18 protein-coding genes are annotated in these 20,565 nt (G+C 68.7%); 16 read left to right on the top strand and 2 right to left on the bottom strand.

Translation table 11 applies throughout. The features are described from left to right. The 13 genes from QME70_03775 to QME70_03715 form a co-directional block, all read left to right on the top strand. Positions 1–577 (top strand): carbamate kinase (locus QME70_03775; protein ID MDI6893726.1); only part of this gene is annotated, 577 nt, incomplete at its 5' end. A 54-nt stretch (positions 578–631) separates the two neighbouring features. After that, a complete protein-coding gene (locus QME70_03770) occupies positions 632–1,648 on the top strand; it encodes an ornithine carbamoyltransferase (protein ID MDI6893725.1) in 1,017 nt (338 codons plus the stop codon). A 65-nt stretch (positions 1,649–1,713) separates the two neighbouring features. Then, on the top strand, positions 1,714–2,130 hold the full coding sequence (locus tag QME70_03765) for a 4Fe-4S dicluster domain-containing protein (GenBank protein ID MDI6893724.1): 417 nt from the start codon (positions 1,714–1,716) through the stop codon (positions 2,128–2,130). Next, complete coding sequence (locus tag QME70_03760) at positions 2,111–3,994, top strand: aldehyde ferredoxin oxidoreductase family protein (GenBank protein MDI6893723.1); 1,884 nt, start codon at positions 2,111–2,113, stop codon at positions 3,992–3,994. Before QME70_03765 ends, QME70_03760 begins: the two co-directional genes overlap by 20 nt. Further along, positions 3,978–4,205 (top strand): MoaD/ThiS family protein, encoded by a 228-nt coding sequence (locus QME70_03755; GenBank protein ID MDI6893722.1) that lies wholly within the window; start codon positions 3,978–3,980, stop codon positions 4,203–4,205. Before QME70_03760 ends, QME70_03755 begins: the two co-directional genes overlap by 17 nt. A 122-nt stretch (positions 4,206–4,327) precedes the next feature. After that, positions 4,328–4,816 (top strand): 4Fe-4S dicluster domain-containing protein, encoded by a 489-nt coding sequence (locus tag QME70_03750; protein ID MDI6893721.1) that lies wholly within the window; start codon positions 4,328–4,330, stop codon positions 4,814–4,816. 2 nt (positions 4,817–4,818) lie between these two features. Next, positions 4,819–6,804 (top strand): aldehyde ferredoxin oxidoreductase family protein, encoded by a 1,986-nt coding sequence (locus tag QME70_03745; protein MDI6893720.1) that lies wholly within the window; start codon positions 4,819–4,821, stop codon positions 6,802–6,804. Between the two features lie 4 nt (positions 6,805–6,808). Beyond that, positions 6,809–7,987, top strand: coding sequence for a 4Fe-4S binding protein (locus QME70_03740; protein ID MDI6893719.1), 1,179 nt, complete (start codon positions 6,809–6,811; stop codon positions 7,985–7,987). Positions 7,988–8,077: 90 nt separating this feature from the next. Further along, positions 8,078–10,030 (top strand): aldehyde ferredoxin oxidoreductase family protein, encoded by a 1,953-nt coding sequence (locus QME70_03735; protein ID MDI6893718.1) that lies wholly within the window; start codon positions 8,078–8,080, stop codon positions 10,028–10,030. A gap of 346 nt (positions 10,031–10,376) precedes the next feature. After that, positions 10,377–11,498 (top strand): BMP family ABC transporter substrate-binding protein, encoded by a 1,122-nt coding sequence (locus QME70_03730; GenBank protein ID MDI6893717.1) that lies wholly within the window; start codon positions 10,377–10,379, stop codon positions 11,496–11,498. A gap of 103 nt (positions 11,499–11,601) precedes the next feature. Next, positions 11,602–13,134, top strand: a complete 1,533-nt coding sequence (locus tag QME70_03725; GenBank protein ID MDI6893716.1) for an ABC transporter ATP-binding protein — start codon at positions 11,602–11,604, stop codon at positions 13,132–13,134. Next, a complete protein-coding gene (locus QME70_03720) occupies positions 13,131–14,240 on the top strand; it encodes an ABC transporter permease (protein MDI6893715.1) in 1,110 nt (369 codons plus the stop codon). The genes QME70_03725 and QME70_03720 overlap by 4 nt, the downstream gene beginning before the upstream one ends. Continuing rightward, positions 14,241–15,167, top strand: a complete 927-nt coding sequence (locus tag QME70_03715; GenBank protein ID MDI6893714.1) for an ABC transporter permease — start codon at positions 14,241–14,243, stop codon at positions 15,165–15,167. Position 15,168: 1 nt separating this feature from the next. Here the strand turns inward: QME70_03715 and QME70_03710 are convergent, their stop codons facing one another. Together QME70_03710 and QME70_03705 are read right to left on the bottom strand one after the other, a co-directional pair. After that, positions 15,169–16,443, bottom strand: a complete 1,275-nt coding sequence (locus QME70_03710) for a glycosyltransferase family 2 protein (protein ID MDI6893713.1) — start codon at positions 16,441–16,443, stop codon at positions 15,169–15,171. Between the two features lie 192 nt (positions 16,444–16,635). Next, entirely contained in the window at positions 16,636–17,973 is a 1,338-nt protein-coding gene (locus QME70_03705) for a M20/M25/M40 family metallo-hydrolase (GenBank protein MDI6893712.1), read from the bottom strand. A 242-nt stretch (positions 17,974–18,215) separates the two neighbouring features. Between QME70_03705 and phoU the strand changes: the two genes are divergently transcribed. From phoU to pstC, 3 genes are read left to right on the top strand one after another with little or no spacing between them, the layout of a single operon-like run. After that, positions 18,216–18,869: a phosphate signaling complex protein PhoU gene (phoU, locus tag QME70_03700; GenBank protein ID MDI6893711.1), complete on the top strand. Its 654-nt coding sequence runs from the start codon at positions 18,216–18,218 to the stop codon at positions 18,867–18,869. 37 nt (positions 18,870–18,906) lie between these two features. Beyond that, positions 18,907–19,707: a phosphate ABC transporter substrate-binding protein gene (locus QME70_03695; GenBank protein MDI6893710.1), complete on the top strand. Its 801-nt coding sequence runs from the start codon at positions 18,907–18,909 to the stop codon at positions 19,705–19,707. Next, positions 19,704–20,555 carry a phosphate ABC transporter permease subunit PstC gene (gene pstC / locus QME70_03690; GenBank protein ID MDI6893709.1) on the top strand — a complete coding sequence of 284 codons (852 nt, stop codon included), beginning with the start codon at positions 19,704–19,706 and terminating at the stop codon, positions 20,553–20,555. Before QME70_03695 ends, pstC begins: the two co-directional genes overlap by 4 nt. The last annotated feature ends 10 nt before the right edge of the window (positions 20,556–20,565 follow it).

The raw sequence follows: 20,565 nt of genomic DNA, 5'->3' as shown, positions 1-20,565 counted from the left end.
CCCGGCCTTCCGGAAGCCCACCAAGCCGGTGGGGCCGTTTTACGACGAGGAGTATGCGCGGAGGAAGGTGGCGGCGGGGGAGACCTGGGTGGAGGATGCCGGTCGCGGCTGGCGGAAGGTGGTGCCTTCGCCCGATCCCGGGGAGATCGTGGAGCTGGAGGTTATCCGCCGGCTGGCGCGGGATCATGCCATCGTGATCTGCACGGGTGGTGGGGGCATTCCGGTGGTGCGGGAGCCGGACGGTACGCTGCGCGGGGTGGAGGCGGTGATCGACAAGGATCTGGGCGGGCAGCGGCTGGCCACGGGTCTGGGTGCGGACGTATTCATGGTCCTGACGGATGTGCCCCAGGTGGCGCTGGACTACGGTAAGCCCACCCAGCGTCACGTGTCGCGGCTGACGGTGGCGGAGGCGCGGGCGCTGCAGAAGGAGGGGCATTTCAAGCCGGGGAGCATGGGTCCCAAGGTGGAGGCCTGCTGCCGGTTCGTGGAAGCCGGTGGGAGCCGTGCCATCATCGGCTCGCTCATGCAGGCGCTTGACGCCCTGGCCGGCCGGGCCGGGACCTGGATAGTGCCGTAACTCTGGAAGAACTTCCCTGAACAATGGCAAGGGTCACGAAGGGGGCAGGGAGAAATGTTTGACTTGAAGGGCCAGGATCTTCTGCGCACGCCGGACTGGCCGCGGGAAGCCCTGGACCGGGCGATAGAGCTCGCCGGGGAGATGAAAGCCAACCGGTGGCATCCGCGCTACCTGGATCTGCTCAAGGGCAAGACCATGCTCATGCTGTTCTACTCTGAGTCCAGCCGCACCCGGCAGTCCTTCGAGGCAGCCATGACCGAGTTGGGGGGTCACGCGCAGTTCCTGGAGCCCCAGAAGATGCGTGTCCAGACCAGGACCTACCGGGGTGAGGTGGTGAAGGATACCGCCGGAGTGATGTCGCGCTACGGGCAGGTCGTCGGGGTCAGGATCGCGGAAGACAAGCTGGACCGCTACGGAGAAGGGTACGCGCTCATCAAGGAGTATGCCGACCACGCCTCCGTACCCGTGATCAACATGTGCGACGATACCTATCACCCCTGCCAGGCCCTGGCCGACCTGATGACGCTGCAGGAAGCGTTCGCACAGAAGGAGTTCCATGGCAGGAAGTTCCTGCACGTGTGGGGCTACTCGCCCACCAAGGCGCGCAGCTGGTGCTCGGTGCAGGAAAGCCTGCTCCTGCAGGCCCGATACGGGTGGGACATCACCGTCGCGTATCCCCCCGGGTTCGACCTGGACCCCGCCATCATCGAGCAGGCGAAGGGTTACGCTGCCCGGGCGGGGGGGAAATTCGAGATCACCCACGACCTGGAGGAAGCTTACCGGGGCGCCCACGTGGTGTACTCGCGCAACTGGATGAGCCCGCGCCGCTACGAGATCGGGATGGAGGCTGAACTGGCGAGCTATAGGCCGTACCAGCACTGGTGCACCACCCCAGAACTCATGGCGAAGACAGAAAACGCCTGCTTCGTCCACCCCATGCCCATCGAGCGCGGGTTCGAGGTGGCGGACGAGGTGGTGGATTCGGACCGCTCCCTGGTCTACGATCAGGCGGAAAACCGGCTGCACGTGCAGAAGGCCATCCTGGCCCTGGTGCTGGGGGCTCTCACCTGAGAATGGCCGGCCCGGAGGTAGCTGAGGGGTGGGCGCGTGGGGAGTGTGGCCTGGGGGGTGAAGGTGTGACGGGAGAGGTCGAGGCGCTCGCGCACTACGAGGCGGATGCCAGGGAGTGCACGGGGTGCCGGTACTGCGAAGCCGCCTGCAGCCTGCATCACTTCGCCCGGGTGGCCCCGGCCCTGGCCCGCGTGCGGGTGAGGCGGTACGACGACGGGCGGGACGAGGTGGTCATGTGCCGCAACTGCGCCGACCATCCCTGCGTGGACGCCTGCCCCACGGGAGCCCTCGCCGTGCGGGACGGCCACGTGGACCTGGAGCGGGACCTGTGCACCGCCTGCCGGGCCTGCCAGGAGGCGTGTCCCCACGGGGCGGTGTTCCTGCATCCCCAGGAAGAGTACCCGCTCATCTGCATCCAGTGTGGTACCTGTGCGGCGTTCTGCCCACCGGGGGTGATGAAGCTTGTCCGGGTATGCGGGTAGGATCCTGCGGGTCGACCTGACGCGGGGCGAGGTCAGGAAGGAACCCCTGGATCACGAGCTGGCTCGTCGCTTCCTGGGGGGCACCGGGTACGCCTCCTGGCTCCTCTACCGCGAGGTGGGGCCGGAAGTGGATCCCCTGGGCCCCCATAACCGGCTCTACTTCTTCACGGGGCCCTTCACGGGCACCATGTGGCCCCAGGGCAACCGCTACGTGGTAACCACCCGCTCCCCCCTCACCGGGATCTGGGGGGAGGCCCACGCCGCCGGGCACTGGGCCCCCGCCCTCAAGTTCGCGGGGTACGACGGGCTGGTGGTGGAAGGAGCTTCCCCCCGGCCCGTTTACGTTTTCGTGGAGGACGGGCGGGTGGAGATCAGGGACGCCGCTCACCTGTGGGGGAGGAACGTCCACGAGACCGAAGACATCCTGTTGGACGCCCACGGCGACGACTGCCGGGTGGCCAGCATCGGGCCCGCGGGGGAGAACCTGGTGCTGGTGGCTGCCATCGTTAACGACCGCGACCGGGTGGCGGCCAGGTGCGGCGTGGGGGCGGTGATGGGGGCCAAGCGGCTGAAGGCCATCTGTGTGCGGGGCACGGGCGGGGTGGAGGTGGCCGACCCGGCCCGCTATCCCGACTTCTGCCGCCGCATGGTCGGGAAGCTGCTGGACGACCCCATCGCCGGCACCCGTGTGGTTTACGGCACCGCCGGCCTCATGGAGATCATGTCGGACATAGGCCGGGTTCCCGCCTGGAACCTTCGTTCAGGGGTGTTCCCGGCCGCCCGCCGCATCGGGGGCAGGCGACTGCGGGACGAGTACCTGATCAAGCCGCGGGCCGACTTCGCCTGCGCCCAGCGCTGCGGCCGTTACGTGGAGGTGAAGGAGGGTGGCTTCCGCTGCCGCACGGGCGGACCCGAGTTCGAGACCCTGGCCGCCCTGGGGTCCCGCTGCGGGGTGGACGACCTGGAGGCGGTGATCTACGCCGGTTACCTCTGCAACGTGCTGGGGATGGACACCATCGGCGCCGGGGCGGTGATTTCCTGGGCTATGGAAGCGTGGGACCGGGGGTTGCTCCCCCGGGAGCTGGCGGGCGACCTGGACCTGACCTGGGGTAACGCCGACACCGTGGTGGAGCTCACCCGCCGGCTGGCCTACCGTCGGGGCCTGGGGGACCTGCTGGCAAACGGCTCCCTGCGCGCGGCCCGCGAGCTGGGCCGGGAGGCAGGGAAGCTGGTCATGCACGTCAAGGGGATGGAAATCGCCGGGCAGGAGCCGCGGGGACAGAAGTCTATGGGGCTGGCCATGGCCACTTCCGCCCGCGGGGCCGACCACCTCTACGCCTTCCCGGTGCTGGACGAGGGCGGCTTCGACGAGGAGATCAGGCGGGTTTACGGTCCCCAGTACATGCCCGGGATGGCCGACCGCCTCTCGCCCCTACACAAGGGGCACATGGTGTACGTCAACGAGAACTGGGCGGCGGTGGTGGAGTCGGTGGGGGCGTGCAAGTACGGCACCATGGTGCCCCCCACCCTGGGATATGAGGAGGTGGCCGAGGGGCTGGTGGTCACGTGCGGTATGGACTGCTCCGTCAGCGACCTGGAGAAGCTGGGCGAGCGGGTGGTCAACCTGCAGCGCATGTACAACGTGCGGCTAGGGATCGGGCGGGCGCACGACACCCTGCCCGAGCGGCTGTTGAAGGAACCGGCGCCCGATGGGCCCGCGCGGGGCCACGTGGTGGAGCTGGACTACATGCTGGACGAGTACTACCGCGAGCGCGGCTGGACCTCCCAGGGCATCCCCACCCGGGAGCGCCTGGAGGAGCTGGGATTGCCCGAGCTGGTGAGAGACCTTGAAGGTATCGGTTAAGGTGGTAGGGCCGCTCGCCCAGTACTACCCCGCCGGAGAGGCGGAGGTGGAGTTGCCGGAAGGCGCCCGCGCCGCCCAGCTCATTGAGACCCTGGAGCTGCCCCGCTTTCCCCCGGTGGTGGTGGTGGTGAACGACCGCCGGGCGGGCGAAGATGTGATCCTGCGGGCGGGAGACCGGGTGGCTCTCCTGTGGCCGGCGGGGGGCGGATAGCGGCGCGGCACAGCGGTGCCGGCCGCGCGGGCCGGCAGGGGCCGTGGCCCGCAGCGGACGTCAGTGCCGGCCGGCGCGGGCCGGGCGGACGGGTAGGGTGAGGACTGCTGGGGGGAGAGAGCGTGCAGAAAGTGCTGCTGGTGTGGCCGGAGAAGTGTACCGGGTGCCGGGTGTGCGAGCTGGCCTGCTCGTGGGAGCACGAGAAGGTGTTCAGCCCCGCCCTTTCCCGCCTCCAGGTGGTTTCCTGGAAGCGGGAGGGGGTGGACGTCCCCATGGTGTGCCAGCAGTGCCAGACCGCCCTGTGCATGGAGGCGTGCACGGCCCGGGCCATCAGCCGCGACCCCGAAACGGGCGCGGTGCTGGTGGACGGGCGGCGGTGCATCGGGTGTCACATGTGCGTGCTGGCCTGTCCCTTCGGGGGCCCCGCCATCCACCCGGAGACGGGGAAGATCATGAAGTGCGACCTGTGCGGGGGCAACCCCCGCTGCGCCGAGATGTGCCCGGTGGGGGCCATCGAGTACGTGCGGGCCGACCGGGTGGGCCTGGCGCGCAAGCGGGCCAGCCTGGGTTACCTCACCCGCTACCTGGACCTGGCGGTGAAGGAGGGGTGAGCGTGGCGTACGGCGGATATCAGGGCAGGTTCCTGGACGTGGACCTCTCCGCGGGCAGGGTGGAGGCGCACCCCGTCCCGGAGGAGATGCAGCGCATGTATCTGGGCGGGGACGGGATAGCCGCCCGCGTCCTGTGGGATGAGGTGGCGCCGGGGGTGGATCCCCTGGGGCCGGAGAACGTGCTGGTGATCGCCACCGGCCCTCTCACCGGGACCCTTTTCCCGCCCTCGGGACGGTGGATGGCAGCCTCCCTCTCGCCCCTCACCTCCCACTGGGGGGAGGCCCACGCGGGCGGGTTCTTCGGGGCGGAGCTGAAGTACGCCGGGTACGATTACCTGGTCATCCGGGGGAAAGCTTCCGCGCCGGTGTGGCTCTGCATCTCGGACGGGAGGGCCGAGTTGCGCCGGGCGGCCGCCCTGTGGGGGAAGACCGTACCGGAGACCACGGAGACCATCGCCCGGGAGCTGGGCGATCCCGACGTGAAGGTGGCCTGCATCGGCCCGGCCGGGGAGAAGCTGGTGCGGTATGCCGCCATCATGTCCGACTACTGGCGGGCCGCCGGGCGCACCGGCACGGGTGCCGTGATGGGAGCGAAGGGGCTTAAGGCCATCGCCGTGCGCGGTAGCGGGCGCGTGCGGGTGGCCGACGCGGAGGGATTCCTGGCCGCGTGCCGCGACGCCCACCGCGCCCACCGGGAGGGCGAATGGGCGGACTACATCCGCCGCACCTCCCGCCGGTACGGCACCACCGGTCTCACCGACGCCATGAACGCCATCGGCCGCCTACCCGTGAAGAACCACGGGGACGGTTACCTCCCCGACGTGGAGCGGGTGGGGTGCGAGGCCATCCGGCAGAGGTACCGGGTGGCCCACAAGGCCTGCTTCGGCTGCGCCCTGCAATGCAAGTACGTTTCCCACGTGTCCTCGGGGCCGTACCGGGGTACCCGTTCCGAGGGGCCCGAGTACGAGACGGTGGACGCCTGGGGGCCCAACATCCTGGTGTACGACCTGGACGTGGTGATGCAGGCCAACTACCTGTGCAACATTTATGGCCTGGACACCATCTCGGCGGGGGCGGCGGTGGCCTTCGCCATGGAGTTGTACGAGCGCGGCCTGATCGGCAAGGATGACACGGGCGGCATGGAGATCCGATGGGGCGACGGCCAGGTGGCCCTCGCCCTGCTGGAGCAGATCGCCCGCCGGGAAGGCTTCGGGCGCCTGCTGGGGGAGGGGTGTGACCTGGCGGCGCGGGAGATCGGTGGAGAAGCCCCGCGCTACTCCATCTCGGTCAACGGGCTGGAAGCATCCGGCCAGGACCCCCGCTCCCACAAGTCGGTGGGATGTACGTACGCCACCAACGTGCGCGGGGCCGATCACCTGCGCAGCCTGTCGGTGATCGACGAGCTAGGGTTCCACTCCAAGGCCGTCGAGCGCTTCCCCCACCTGGATCCGGAAGTGTGCGGGAACCTGCTGGATGAGACGTACAAGGGTTACATGGTGGCGGACCAGGAGGAGTGCTTCGCGGTGTGCGATTCCATGATCCTCTGCAAGTACGGGGTGATGTGGCCGCCCATCTACTACTTTCCGGAGTTCGCCCGCGCCATCTCCACCGCCACCGGCATGGAGGAATACGCCGACCCCGAGGCGGTACGGGCCCTGGGCCGCCGCATCTGCCACCTGCGGCGGGCGTTCAACGTCAGGGTGGGCTGGGACCGCTCCCGCGACACCCTGCACCCCCGCTTCACCGAGGAACCCATGCCCTCCGGCCCGGCGCAGGGCCAGGTGTGCCACCTGGAGCCCATGCTGAAGGAGTTCTACGAGGTCAGGGGCTACGATCAGGCCACCGGGCTGCCCTACCGGGATACCCTGGAGCAGGCCGGGCTGGGGGACGTGGCCGAGGAGCTGGGTCGCCTGGGCCGCCTGGCCCCGGGGCTGCGGCCCGCGCGGCCCCGTTCGGAGAAGTCCCGGTCCGGCGGCGGGGGGAGGTGACGGCTTGGCTGACCTGCGGGTGAGTATCGCCGGCCTCGAGTTCCCCAACCCCGTGTTCACGGCGGCCGGGCCGCCCTCCCAGGACGCCGCCGCCCTGCTGCGGGCGGCGGAGGGGGGCGCCGGTGGGCTGGTGTGCAAGACGGTATCGGTGAGGCCGGCCCCGGTACCCCACCCCAATATGATGGTACCGGGCCGGGGGCGGACCATGCACCTCATCTGCGTGGGGGCGGGCGGGGGCCTGGCGCGCGTGGTGCGCACCGAGGTGCAGGTGGGCCAGGCCCTGCTCAACACGGAACTGTGGTCGGACCTGCCCCTGCAGAGGTGGCTTTCCACGGAGTACCCGCGCGTCAGGCAGGCGGGTTTGCCCGTGATCGCCAGCATCGGCTATACCGCCGATGAGGTGCGGGAAGTGGGCCCCCAGGTGGAACGGGCGGGGGTGCAGGCCATCGAGTTTTCCGTCCACTACCTGGGTGGCACCATCGACCCCGTGCTGGGGACCGCCCGCGCCCTGCGCGAGGCGGTGAGCATCCCCATCTTCGCCAAGCTTTCCCCCAACGTCCCCGACCTGGTGGCGGTGGCGCGGGCCATCGAGCCCTACGTGGACGGGTTCGTGGCCATCAACTCCCTGGGTCCGTGTCTGGACTTCGATCCCGAAAACCCCGCCCCTTACCTGGGCAGCCCGTTCGGTTACGGCTGGATCTCGGGCGCACCCGTCAAGTCCCTGGCCCTGCGCTGCGTGTTCGAGCTGGCCCGGGCCACGCCCAGGCCCGTGATCGGGGTGGGGGGCGTCATGTCGGGGCGGGATGCCGTCCAGTTCCTCATGGCCGGGGCCTGGGCGGTGCAGATTTGCACGGGCGCCATCCTGCAGGGACCGGGCATATACGGGCGGGTGGCCGCCGAGGTGGGGGCGTGGCTGGATGCCCACGGTTACCGTTCTGCTGAGGAGATCCGGGGCCGGTACATCCGGGCGGTGGGCGAGGGCCAGCCCGTCAAACTCGAGGTGACGCCCACCCAGGTGGATCCCGACCGCTGCAGCGGGTGCGGCATGTGCATACCCGGTTGCCCGGCCCGGGCCATATCCCAGGACGGGGTGGGACCGGTCACCGTGGACGAGCTGAGATGCCAGGGATGCGGCCTGTGTGGCAGCATCTGCCCCCAAAGCGCCATGAGCCGCCCCTACTGAATGGTGCCACCCGCTAGCGGCGCGGGCGGCGAAGGAGCGGCGGTGAAGGAGTGGCGCCCAGGGAGGGGCGGGTGAAGGAGGGGTGGGACCGTGACAGGGGTTTCCTACCAGGACACCATCCTCTGGGTTGATCTCAGCCGGGGGACTGTGGAGCCCGCGCCCTTCCCGGAGTCCTGGCAGCGGGACTATCTGGGGGGCAGGGCCCTGGCCGCCCGCCTCCTCTACGACCTGGTCCCCCCGGAGGCCGATCCCCTGGGGCCGGAAAACGTCATCGTGGTGGCCACCGGCCCCATCACGGGCACCCTGGCTCCCGCTTCCGGGCGCTTCACGGTGGCGGCGGTCTCGCCCAAGACCGGCCTGGTGGGGCACTCCAACTCGGGCGGGCACTTCGGGCCCGAGATGAAGCTGGCCGGGTTCGACGTCCTGGTCATCAGCGGGTCAAGCCCCGAGCCGGTGTATCTCTACCTGGAGGACGGTCGCGGCCGCCTCTTTTCCGCCGGCGACATGTGGGGCCAGGGCCTCTTCCGCACCTGGGATATGCTGGAGCAGAAGCACGGCCCCGATGTCCACTACCTGGGCATAGGTCCGGCGGGCGAGAACCGGGTGCTGGTGTCGGCGGTGATGAACGACGGCTGGGACGCCCAGGCGCGGCCCGGCCTGGGGGCGGTGTGGGGGGCGAAGAAGCTCAAGGGCATCGCCACTCGCGGCACCGGCAAGGTGAAGGTGGCCGATGCCGAGGGATTTCTTAATGCCGTGCGCGACGCCTATCGCAAGATCATGGCCGACCGCACCTACCCCGATTTCTCCAAATATGGCACCTCCATACTGGTCGACATCGCCCAGGCGAGCGGGGGGCTCTCCACCCGCAACGCCCAGGAGGGCGTCTTCGAGCATTACGAGCGCATATCGTCCCGGCGCATGCACGCCGACCATACCGTGGGGAAGAAAGCCTGTTGGGGCTGCCCGCTGCACTGCAAGAACTTCGTGGAGGTGAGGGGCGGCCCTTACGCGATGAGGGGCGGCGGGCCCGAGTACGAGACCCTGGTGTGCCTGGGGTCGCGGGTGGGCCTGGGCGACCTGGAGGCCATCCTCTACGCCAACCACCTCTGCAACGACCTGGGCCTGGACACCATTTCCGCCGGTACCGCCATTTCCTTCCTTATGGAGGCCTCCCAGCGCGACCTCATCCCGGAGAGACTCCCCTGGGGCGATGGCGGGCTCATCGTCGATCTCCTGAAGAAGATCGCGTACCGGGAGGGGCTGGGGGAGATGGCCGGGTGGGGGGTGGCCCGCATGGCCCGGGCCATCCCGGGCTCGGAGGAGTTCGCCCTGGAAGTGAAGGGGCTGGAGCTACCCGCCTTCGACGTGCGCACGGGTAAGGGCTTCGGCCTTTCCGAGGCGACGGCCAACCGCGGGGGCGATCACCTCACCGCCCTGCCCAACTTCGAGTTGCTGGGGATGAGTGAGCAGGAAGGAGAGCGGTGGTTCGGGAATCCCTATTGCGTTGATCCGTACACGGAGCGGGGCAAGGTCCCCATGGTACTCTGGCACGAATACTTCGCCATGCTGTGCGACTCCGCGGAAATATGCAAGTACACCACATTCGCCACCTACGCTCTGCTGCCGGCGGATCTGGTCCGCTTCATCTCCCTGGCCACGGGGGAGGAACGGACCGAGGCGGAGTTGATGCACCTGGCGGAGCGGGCCTACAACCTGGAGCGACTCTTCAACCTCCGGCGTGGCATGGTGCCCGCCCGGGACGACCGCCTGCCCCGTCGCTACACCCACCAGCCCCTCCCCCATGGGCCCGCACGGGGCCAGGTAGTCCATCTGCAGACCATGCTCTCCGAGTATTACCGGGCCCACGGCTGGGACCGGCAGGGGGTGCCGCTGCCCGAAACCCTGCGACGCCTGGGCCTGGAGGAGGAAGCGGCTCGGGTGCTGGGAGATGAGGTGCCGGGCCCGCAGCGGGGAGGCGGGAAGGTGCCGGGTCCACAGCGCGGCGGCGGCGGCGCGTGGGGAGGGAGCGGGTCGTGCGGGTGAGGCTGCGCAACTATGGCTATTACGCCGACCTGCTGGGGGGACCCGTGGTGGAGCTGGAGATGCCCGGCCCGACGCTGGGGGATCTGTTTGCCGCGGTGAAGGCCCGTTTCGGTGTGGATTTGGAGGCGCGCCCCAACCTGCGACTCATTTTGGGGGATAGGGTTTTGCACTCTTTCCCGGCCTCCCTGACGCTGGAGGAAGGTGTCGAGGTGGCCCTGGTGCCGGTGGTGGCGGGAGGCGGGCGCGGCGAGCTGCTGGTGCGGGAGGGGGTGAACAGGGGAGCAGAGAAACGGCAGGTATTCCGGGAGCGAGCGATCATCCATCATGCAGGAGGGGAGGAGAGGAGATGCACCGGAGGACATTTATCGCCGGGCTGGTGCTGCTCTTGCTGGCCACCCTGGTGGCGGCCTGCGCGAAGCCGGCCGAGCAGCCCAAGCCGGCCGAGCCGGCCCAGCCGGCGGAGCAGCCCAAGGAGATCAACGTGGGATTCATCTACGTGGGTCCGGTAGGCGACGCCGGGTGGACCTGGGCTCATGACCAGGGGCGCCAGTACCTGGAGAAGAACCTGGCCGGGGTTAAGACCTTCTACGTGGAGTCGGTACCGGAGGGAGCCGACTGCGAGCGGGAGATCCGCCGCCTGGTGGAGGAGAAGAACTGCAAGGTGGTGTTTACCACCAGCTTCGGCTTCATGGACGGCACCCTCAACGTGGCCAAGGAGTACCCCGACCGCGTGTTCATGCACTGTTCCGGCTACAAGATGGCGGACAACATGGGGAACTACTTCGGCCGCATGTATCAGCCCCGCTACCTGGCCGGGATCGTGGCCGGCAAGATGACCAAGTCCAGCAAGATCGGATACGTGGCCGCCTTCTCCATTCCCGAGGTGGTGCGGGGCATCAACGCCTTCACCCTGGGAGTGCGCTCGGTCAACCCCAAGGCCACGGTGAGGGTGATATGGACCAACACCTGGTATGACCCGGCCAAGGAGAAAGAGGCGGCCAAGAGCCTGCTGGCGGTGGGATGCGACGTGATCGCCCAGCACCAGGACACCCCTGGTCCGCAGCAGGCGGCGGAAGAGGCGGGCAAGTACGGCGTAGGTTACAACTGTGACATGTCCAAGTTCGCCCCCAAGGCTCATCTCACCGCCCCGGTATGGAACTGGGGTCCGTACTACCTGCGGGTGGTCAAGGCCGTCATGGACGGCACCTGGAAGCCCGAGGCATACTGGGGTCCCATGTCCGACGGCGTCGTGGGGCTGGCCCCGTTCGGCCCCATGGTACCGGACGACGTGAAGAAGCTGGTGGAGGATAAGAAGCAGGAGATCGTCTCCGGCAAGTGGGACGTTTTCACAGGCCCGATCAAGGACCAGTCGGGCAAGGTGCGCGTGGCCGAGGGTCAGAAGATGACGGACCAGGAAATGCTCAGCTTCGACTGGTTCGTCCAGGGCGTGGAAGGCACCATCAAGTGACGGTCAGAAGGGTGGCCCCGGCGCGGGGGAGTGCCGGGGCCACCCCTCCGTCGGCCCGCGTCGGGCCCGGCACGGCGTCATGAGCGGGGCGGGGGTGGGGTTTTTGGCCGGGGAGATCCTGGTCGAGACGCGGGGAATCAGCAAGCGCTTTCCCGGGGTGCTGGCCAACGATGGGGTGAACCTTTCCCTGCGGGCGGGAGAGGTGCATGCCCTCCTGGGCGAGAACGGGGCGGGGAAGACCACGCTGATGAGCATCCTGTCCGGCCTGTATCAGCCCGACTCAGGTGTGGTCCTGGTGGATGGCAGGCCCGCCGTGTTCCGGTCGCCCCGGGACGCCATCCGGGCCGGCATCGGCATGGTTCACCAGCACTTCCGGCTGGTGGAGCCGTTCACGGTGGCAGAAAACATCACCCTGGGCCTGGCCCGGCCTCGTTTCACCCTCGACCCGGGCAGGGTGGAAGCAGAAGTCGCCGCCCTGGGGGAGCGGCATGGCCTGAAGGTCGATCCGCGGGCCCGCATCTGGCAGCTATCGGTGGGCGAGCAGCAGCGGGTGGAGATCCTGAAGATGCTCTATCGGGGGGCCCGGGTGCTCATCCTGGACGAACCCACTGCCGTCCTCACCCCCCAGGAGGCGCGGGAGCTGTTTGCGGTGCTGCGTCAGATGGCGGCCTCCGGGCACGCCATCGCCTTCATCAGCCATAAGCTGCAGGAAGTGATGGAGGTGGCAGACCGCATCTCCGTCCTGCGCTCCGGGCGTAACGTGGCCACCCTGGCCAGGACCGCCACCACCCCGCAGGAACTGGCCCGGCTGATGGTGGGTCGGGAGGTTTCCCTGTCATACGACCGGGTCGACCGCCGGCCGGGGGAGGTGCTCCTTGCCCTGGAAGGAGTGGAGGCCATGAGTGACCGGGGCCTTCCCGCGCTCCGGGGCCTTTCCTTGCAGGTGCGCGCGGGGGAGATCCTGGGTATTGCCGGTGTCTCGGGCAACGGGCAGCGCGAACTGGCCGAAGTGATCAGCGGGCTCCGTGCGCTGGTTCGGGGTACCGTTCAGGTGGGAGGCACGGACGTCACCGGCTGTCATCCTGCCCGCGTCATGGAGTGCGGTTTGAGCCTGGTTCCGGAGGACAGGCTGGGGACCGGGCTGGTCCCCAGCCTGGCCGTGTGCGATAATGTAATCCTGAAGGCTTACCGGCAGCCTCCCATCAGCCGGGGGGTGTTCCTGCAGGCGGGGGAGATCAGACGGTATGCCCGCGATCTGGTGGAGCGGTTCGCGGTCAGGGTTCCCGGTCTGGACGCCCCCGTGCGCAAGCTATCCGGCGGCAACCTGCAACGGCTGCTCCTGGCGCGCGAGATCTCGGCCCAGCCCCGCGTGCTGGTAGCCGTTCACCCCACCCGCGGTCTGGACGTGGGGGCCACCGCCGGTGTGCATCGCCTCCTGTTGCAGCAGCGGGACGGGGGGGCGGCCATCCTGCTCATATCGGAGGATCTGGACGAAATCATGGCCCTCTCCGACCGCGTTGCCGTCATGTACGAAGGGCAGATCGTGGGAGAAGTACCGGGCCGGGAGGCCCGGCTGGAGGAGATAGGCCTGATGATGGCGGGGATGCGTCCGTCCGGCGGGGGATGGGAAGCATGATGGGGCTGCGCCTGGAGAGACGGCTGGACGCGCCCCGCGCCCTGGTCTGGACCATGCCCCTGCTGTCGGTGGTGTTGGCTCTCCTGGCCGGAGCCCTTTTCCTCCGCCTCACGGGGAGCGACCCCGGAGAGGTGTATGGGATGATGCTCCGGGGCGCCTTCGCTTCCCGCTACGGTACCACGGAAACCGTGGTCAAGGCCATCCCCCTCATGCTGTGCGGGCTGGGAGTGGGAATTGCCTTCCGCATGCTGCTCTGGAACATCGGGGCGGAGGGGCAGCTTTACCTGGGGGCCTTTGGCGCCACCTGGGTGTGCATGTCTTTCCCGGGGTGGCCGTCCTACCTCCTGTTGCCGGCCATGGTGACGGCCGGCTGCCTGGCAGGCGGGCTGTGGGCGCTGCTGGCCGCCCTCCCGCGGGCCTACCTGAAAACGAATGAAGTCATCACCACCCTCATGCTCAACTACGTGGCCATCCTCTGGGTCAGCTACCTGGTGCACGGCCCCTGGCGCGACCCGGCCGGCCTCAACTTCCCCCTCACGCCGCCCTTTGTCCGCTCGGCCTGGCTGCCCACCTTTTCGGGCACCCGCATCCACGTGGGCCTGATCATCGCGGTGGTGGTGGCGGCTCTGCTCAGCCTGGTGCTCTGGCGCACCCGCTGGGGATACGAGGTGAGGGTGATCGGCGAAAGCGCCCGCGCGGCGCGGTACGCGGGCATGAACGTGGAGCGCAACATCCTGCTGGTGATGTTCCTGAGCGGGGCCCTGGCCGGGCTGGCCGGCATGTGCGAGGTTTCCGGGGTCATCCACCGGCTCCAGCACCAAGTTTCGCCGGGGTACGGGTATTCGGCCATCATCGTGGCCTGGCTGGGTCGCCTGAACCCCTGGGCCATCCTGGTGGTGGCCGTCCTCTTCGGTGCCCTGCTGGTGGGGGGATATGCGGTGCAGTTGGCGGGGATACCGGCCGCGGTGGCCTACATGCTGCAGGGAGCCATTCTTTTCTTCGTGCTGGCGGGCGAGTTCTTCACCCGCTACCGGGTCCGCCTGGTCATCCCACCCCGGAAACATGCCGGGGCTGCTCCGGCTGGCGGGCACGGGGGAGGGTCATAGATGGACTGGCTGCTGGCGGTATCCATCTGCCAGGCTGCGGTGACGGCCGGCACCCCCATCCTGTTCGCGGCCCTGGGGGAGATAATGGCCGAACGGGTGGGCATCCTCAACCTGGGCGTGGAAGGCATGATGCTGGTGGGGGCGGTCTCGGGGTTCCTGGTGACGGTGCGCACGGGGAGCCCGTGGCTGGGCCTGATCGCGTCTCTGCTGGCGGGCGGCCTCATGGCCCTGATTCACGCCGTGCTTTCCGTGGGCCTGCGGGCCAACCAGGTGGTGAGCGGCCTGGCCCTCACCCTGTTCGGGACCGGCCTGAGCGGCTACCTGGGCAAGCCCCTCATCGGAGTGCCGGCGCCGTCCACATTCCGTATCATCACGGTGCCCCTCCTGGGCGACATCCCGTTCCTGGGGCCGGTCCTGTTCGCCCACGACTACCTGGTATATATCAGCTACTTGCTGGTTCCGGCGCTGTGGTTCTTCCTGTATCGCACCCGGCCCGGGTTGCACATGCGGTCGGTGGGGGAGAATCCGGCGGCAGCCGATGCCATGGGCATCAGCGTGGTGGGGACGCGCTACCTCTACACGGTGGTGGGGGGAATGCTGGCGGGAGCAGGCGGGGCATACCTTTCCCTGGCCTATGCTCCCACCTGGCTGGAGAACATGACGGCCGGGCGCGGCTGGATTGCCGTGGCCCTGGTGATCTTCGCCGGCTGGAACCCGCTGGCGGCCCTGGGCGGTTCGTACCTGTTCGGAGGCGTGGATGCCCTGGGCCTGCGCATCCAGGCGGTGGGCACGGTGGTGCCATCCTTCTTCTTGAGCATGCTTCCCTATATCTTCACCATCCTGGTCCTCCTCGCCAGTGCCCGGGGCAGGCGCCGCCTGGTGGCGCCCGGCGCCCTGGGGCTGGCTTACGACCGGGAAGGCCACTAGCTCACGGGGCTACCCGGATCTGCCCGGGACGGTGCGGACCCGCCGGGCGCAGGGAGTAGAGATGCGTTCTTTGCTCCAGGGTAATGGCCCGGGTATGGGGGGTCCGGTACCAGGCCCGGCGCCAGAAGGTGAGGAGCCCCGCCAGGGTGATGGGTATCCAGGTGAAGGAGAAGAAGGTGTAGGCGGGCAGGTACAGGTAAGCTTTGGCGGGGGCCTTTTCCAGATACATGGCGATCAGGGGTAGCAGGTAGGGTATCAGGGCCAGGGCCAGCAGGAACGGGTTCTCCTCCCTGGCGGCGGTGACCGCCACCACCGTATGCGGGTGCAGGGCGGCCGAGAGAGCGCACGCCGGTCCCGCCAACAGGAGTGCCGGTTGCAGGAGGAAGAGCAGGGCGTCTGCCCGGGCCCAGCTGCGCAGGGCGAGGGCTTCCATGAACAGACGCGGCCCGTAGGAGAAGAGAATCTGCCACTTGCCCTGCAACCAGCGCAACCTCTGCCGGCAGGACGGTCCCAGCAGATCTGGCTTCTCGTCGAACACCACCGCTTCGTGGGCCCACGTGACCTTGATGCCCCGCGAGATGAGGACGACCGTGTACTCCAGGTCTTCGGTGAGAGAGGTGGCCGGCCAGCCCGTGGCCGCGAGGACCTCGCGCCGGAAGCACATGCCCGTGCCGCAGAGCAGCCCCGACAGGCCGGCTCGGGCCCGCCCCAGCTGCCAGAGTCGGTTGGCGAGCCAGAAGTTGATGGCGTACGAAGCGCTCACCCAGGAGTCCAGGGGATTCTTGGTTTCCACCCTGCCCTGCACCACCCGGGCGCCGGCCAGGAGACGGGCGTTGATGCTGCTCAGGAACAGGGGATCGAGGAGGTTGTCGGCATCCAGGATGCACACGGCGGCGCAGCGCGACCGGTTCAGGATCTCCCGCAGGCCGAACTGCAGGGCATATCCTTTGCCCCGCAGGGGGCTGGTGCGCTCCAGGACGGTGGCACCGGCCCGGGCCGCCACCCGGGCGGTACCGTCGGTGCAGTTGTCCGCCACCACGTATACCTCTATCAGGTCGCGGGGGTATTCCTGAAGGGCAATGCTCTCCAGGAGTGGCGGCAGCACCTTCTCCTCGTTGTGGGCGGGGATGAGCAGGGCGAAAGCGGTGGCCGGTGGCGCCGCGGGCGGGCGCGACGGGCGTGCCAGCCCCAGGTAGGTGAGCATGTAATAGTACGAGACCGCCAGCAAACAAAGCCACTGCAGGACGCTCAATATGTAATCTGGCGCCGCCGCCACCCTGACCCCCTCCGGTTGCTCCCCTGCGATTATACGTTGCCGGGTGGGGTGGGTTCACGGGCGGCGCCAGGCCGTGCCGGCGCGGCCGGGCCGGGAAATGGGCATCTGCGCGCCCAAATCGGACGTTTTCTCCGCCGCACGGCCCCGTGCTCCCTGTTTCTCTGCCGGGTGCGGCACCACCTCTGCCTGGCTTCAGCCGGCCGTGCAGAAAGAGGTGACGGCGTCCCACATCACCTGCAGGGCGAAGCGGAAGCTGTCCTCCGGCAATCGTTCGTCGGTACCGTGGGCCAGGTGCACGGGCACGTGGGGCAGATACGGCCAGAATCCGTAGACGGGCACCCCCAGCCGGCGCAGGAAGCGACCGTCCGTCATCCCGGTTGACATGAAGGGGGCCAGCAGGCTACCGGCGGCATGGCGGGCCAGCACCTCGCGCAGGCACTCCACGATGGGGGTGGGGAAGGGGGATGCGCTGGGCTGATCGCTCATGAGGACCTCCACCTCGACGCCGGCAGCCGCCTCACCCATGGCCTCCCGCACTTCGGCCAGGAAGGTCTGGGGGGTGAATCCCGGGAGCAGGCGGCCGTCCACCTCCGCGGAGGCCAGGGAAGGGATGACGTTCGTCTTGCTGCCCGCCACCAGCACGGTGGGACTCACCGTGTTACGCAGGGTGGCCGCCAGCCCGGCGGCCTTCTCGGGTGGCAGAAGGCGTTCCAGGTCTTCCCGCCTGCCTCCGGTGGCGATGGCCTGCCGGATGGCCTTTCCCACCGCAGGTCCCCCGGCCTCCACGAAGGCGGCCAGCATGGCCTCCACGGTGGGCGTGAGGTGCAGGGGGAATTCGCCTTCACCCAGGCGGGCGACCGCCCGGGCCAGCTTGACTACGGCGTTGTCGGCCAGGGGTACCGAGCCGTGTCCGGCCCGGCCTCTCGCGGTGAGGCGCAGCCAGCACACGCCCTTTTCCGCCGCCTGACAGGTGAACGCATGCCTATCCCCCAGGGAGAAAGAGGCGCCCCCGCCTTCGTTGAGGGCCGCTTCCGCAGCCAGCAGCTCCGGGTGCTGGCGGGCGAGCCAGGCCATCCCCCATGTACCTCCCGCTTCCTCATCGGCGGTGGCGGCCAGGACCACCCCCCGGCCCGACTTTAGTCCCAGGCGCTTCATCCAGATGAGGATGGTCACCCAGCTCGCCACCATGTCCTTGCAGTCTAGCGACCCCCGCCCCCAGATGGCACCGTCGGCCACCGTCCCCGCGAAGGGAGGGTGCTGCCAGTCTTCAGCACGGGCGGGCACCACGTCCAGGTGCCCCATGAGCAAGAGGGGGCTGTGCCTGCCCTCGCCGGGCCAGCGGGCCACGATGCTGCCCCGCCCCGGCGCGGGTTCGAACACCTGGCAGGGGATCCCTTCCCGGCGAAACAGCCCTTCCAGGAAGCGGGCCGCCTCCATCTCGTTGCCCGGCGGGTTGGCCGTATCGATGCGCAACAGGGAGATCAGGAGATCTCTGGCCTCGGCGTACATCTCGTCTCCCGGAAACTCCATGGGAATGCCTCCTTTGCCCGCCCGGGTGCGGACCAGCAAGGCGGACTCGCGCATCGCCTGTGCGGGGCGCCCGACGGCCGGACTGGCCGACCGCGCGTGGGCGGGCGCGGGAGACGGATTCGCCGGCCGCCCGGCGCTTTCCTGCCGCGCGTCGTTTGTGACGTGGGGAGCGAGGAGAGGAAGGGAAAGCGGTGGCAGAGGGAGAACAACAACCGGGAATCGTTTGCGGGGGAGGCGCGACGGTGCGCAGGTCGTTTGAAGAAGGGCTGGCTAACCTGCGGGAGGATTTGCTGCGCCTGGGCCACATGGCCTCGGAAGCGGTGGCCCTTTCGGTGGACGCCCTGAAGCGTCAGGACGTGGAGCTGGCCGAGAAGGTAATTGCAGGAGATGAACCCATCGACAGCCTGCACCTGGAGATCCAGAACCGCTGCATGGAGCTGATCGCCACCCAGCAACCCATGGCGGGGGACCTGCGGGTGATCGGTGCCGCCATGGTGATAAGCATCGACCTGGAACGGGTGGCCGACCATGCCGAGGGGGTGGCCTCGGCGGCGGTGCGCATTGCCCGGCAACCGTTGCTGAAACCGCTCATCGACGTGCCGCGCATGGCGGAAGTGGTGCAGGGCATGCTCAAGAAGGCTCTGGAGGCTTTTGTGGAGCGGGACGCCCGCAAGGCGGCCGAGGTGGCCCGGGACGATGACGTGGTGGATGGCCTCCGATCCCAGGTGTTTCGTGAGCTGCTGACCTACATGATGGAGGATCCCCGGAACATTTCCCGGGCCCTGGAACTGATCCTGGTTACCCAGCACATCGAGCGGATGGGGGACCATGCCACCAACATCGCAGAAAGAGTCATCTACATGCTCACCGGAGACCTCCGCGACCTCAACGTCTAATCTGCGCCCGCGCAGGGGGTGGGCGGGGGCTCTCGCCTTGACGGGCGTCGTGCTCCTGACCCTGACCGCCCTGGGCGGCTGCCGCCGGGAGGCAAGAGTCCACACCGTTACCCTGGCGGGATCGACCTCGGTGCAGCCCTTTGCCGAGCTGCTGGCGGAAGTGTTCATGTCCCGCCATCCGGAGATATCCGTCAACGTGCAGGGAGGCGGCTCCAGCGCCGGCATCGAGGCGGCCCTGAGCGGTGCTGCCGACATAGGCATGTCTTCCCGTCATCTGCTGCCGGCCGAACAGGCCCAGTTGCGGCCGGTCCTCATAGCGCAGGACGCCGTGGCGGTGGTGGTGCACCCCTCCAATCCCGTCAGGGGACTCACCCGGGATCAGGCGCGGGACATATTCGCGGGCCGTATCCGCAACTGGAGCCAGGTGGGAGGGCCTCCCTCTGCCATCCACGTCATACTGCGGGAGGAAGGTTCGGGCACCAGGGCTTCCTTCGAGGAGATGATCATGGAGGGCTCCGATCCGGATCCCCGGGCCCTGGTGCAGGACTCCAATGGCGCCGTGCGGGAAACGGTGGCCCACGACCCCGGGGCCATCGGTTACATCAGCCTGGGCCTGGTGGATGAGCGGGTCAGGCCCGTCTCCATCGACGGGATGACTCCCTCGGTGCCGGCCGTGCTGGAGGGCAGGTACCAGCTCGTGCGGCCCTTCCTGTTCGTCCTCAAGGGTGAGCCCCGGGAACCCGCTCTCCTTTTCCTCGACTTTGTTCTGGGGCCGGGCCAGGCCATCCTGCGGGAAGAGGGCCTGATCCCGGCGGCGAAGGGGAGTGGGAATCCGTGAAAGGCCGGGAGTGGCTCATCCATCGCCTGCTCGTGGTGGTGGCGTTCTCGTCTCTCAGCCTGCTCGGCCTCATCGCCGTGTTCATTTTCGCGGGTGGGATTCCCATCATGGCCCAGGTGGGACTGGGGGAGTTCCTGGCCGGGACCAGGTGGGCGCCCACCCGGGGCCACTTCGGCATCCTGCCCATGATCGTGGGTTCCCTGTGGGTGACGGCGGGAGCCCTGGTGCTGGGGGTGCCCGTAGCCCTGGCGTGTGCCATGTACCTTTCGGAGGTGGCCTCCGAAGGGGTGGGACGGGTGGTCAAGCCCGCCCTGGAGTTGCTGGCGGGGATTCCCTCGGTGGTGTACGGCTTCCTGGGGCTGGTGCTGCTGGTCCCCCTGATCCGCCAGTTCCTGGGAGGACCCGGCTTTTCCGTGCTGGCCGCCGCCTGCGTGCTGGCGGTCATGATCCTGCCCACGGTGACCAGCGTCTCCTATGATGCCCTGCGGGCGGTGCCGCCCACCTACCGGGAAGGCTCCCTGGCCCTGGGGGCCACCCGCTGGCAGACCATCAGCATGAGCGTGCTGCCGGCGGCCCGCTCGGGCATCCTGGCGGGGGTGATCCTGGGTATGGGGAGGGCGGTGGGGGAGACCATGGCGGTGATCATGGTGGCGGGAAACGCCACCCTGGTACCGGTTTCCCCCCTGGACCCGGTGCGCACCCTGACCTCCAACATCGCCCTGGAGCTGGGTTATGCGGCGGGCAAGCACCGCGAGGCCCTGTTCGCCACGGGGGTGGTGCTGTTCCTGATCATCATGGTCCTCAACTTGGTGGCCGGAGCGGTGGCCGGCAGGGGGAAGTCCCGGTGAGCGGTCGCTG

This window comes from Bacillota bacterium, from assembly GCA_030019365.1.
GTDB lineage: Bacteria > Bacillota > Sulfobacillia > JACIYH01 > JACIYH01 > JACIYH01.
The sequence above is the reverse complement of the archived record's forward strand: the minus strand, read 5'-3'. Positions and strand labels throughout refer to the sequence as shown.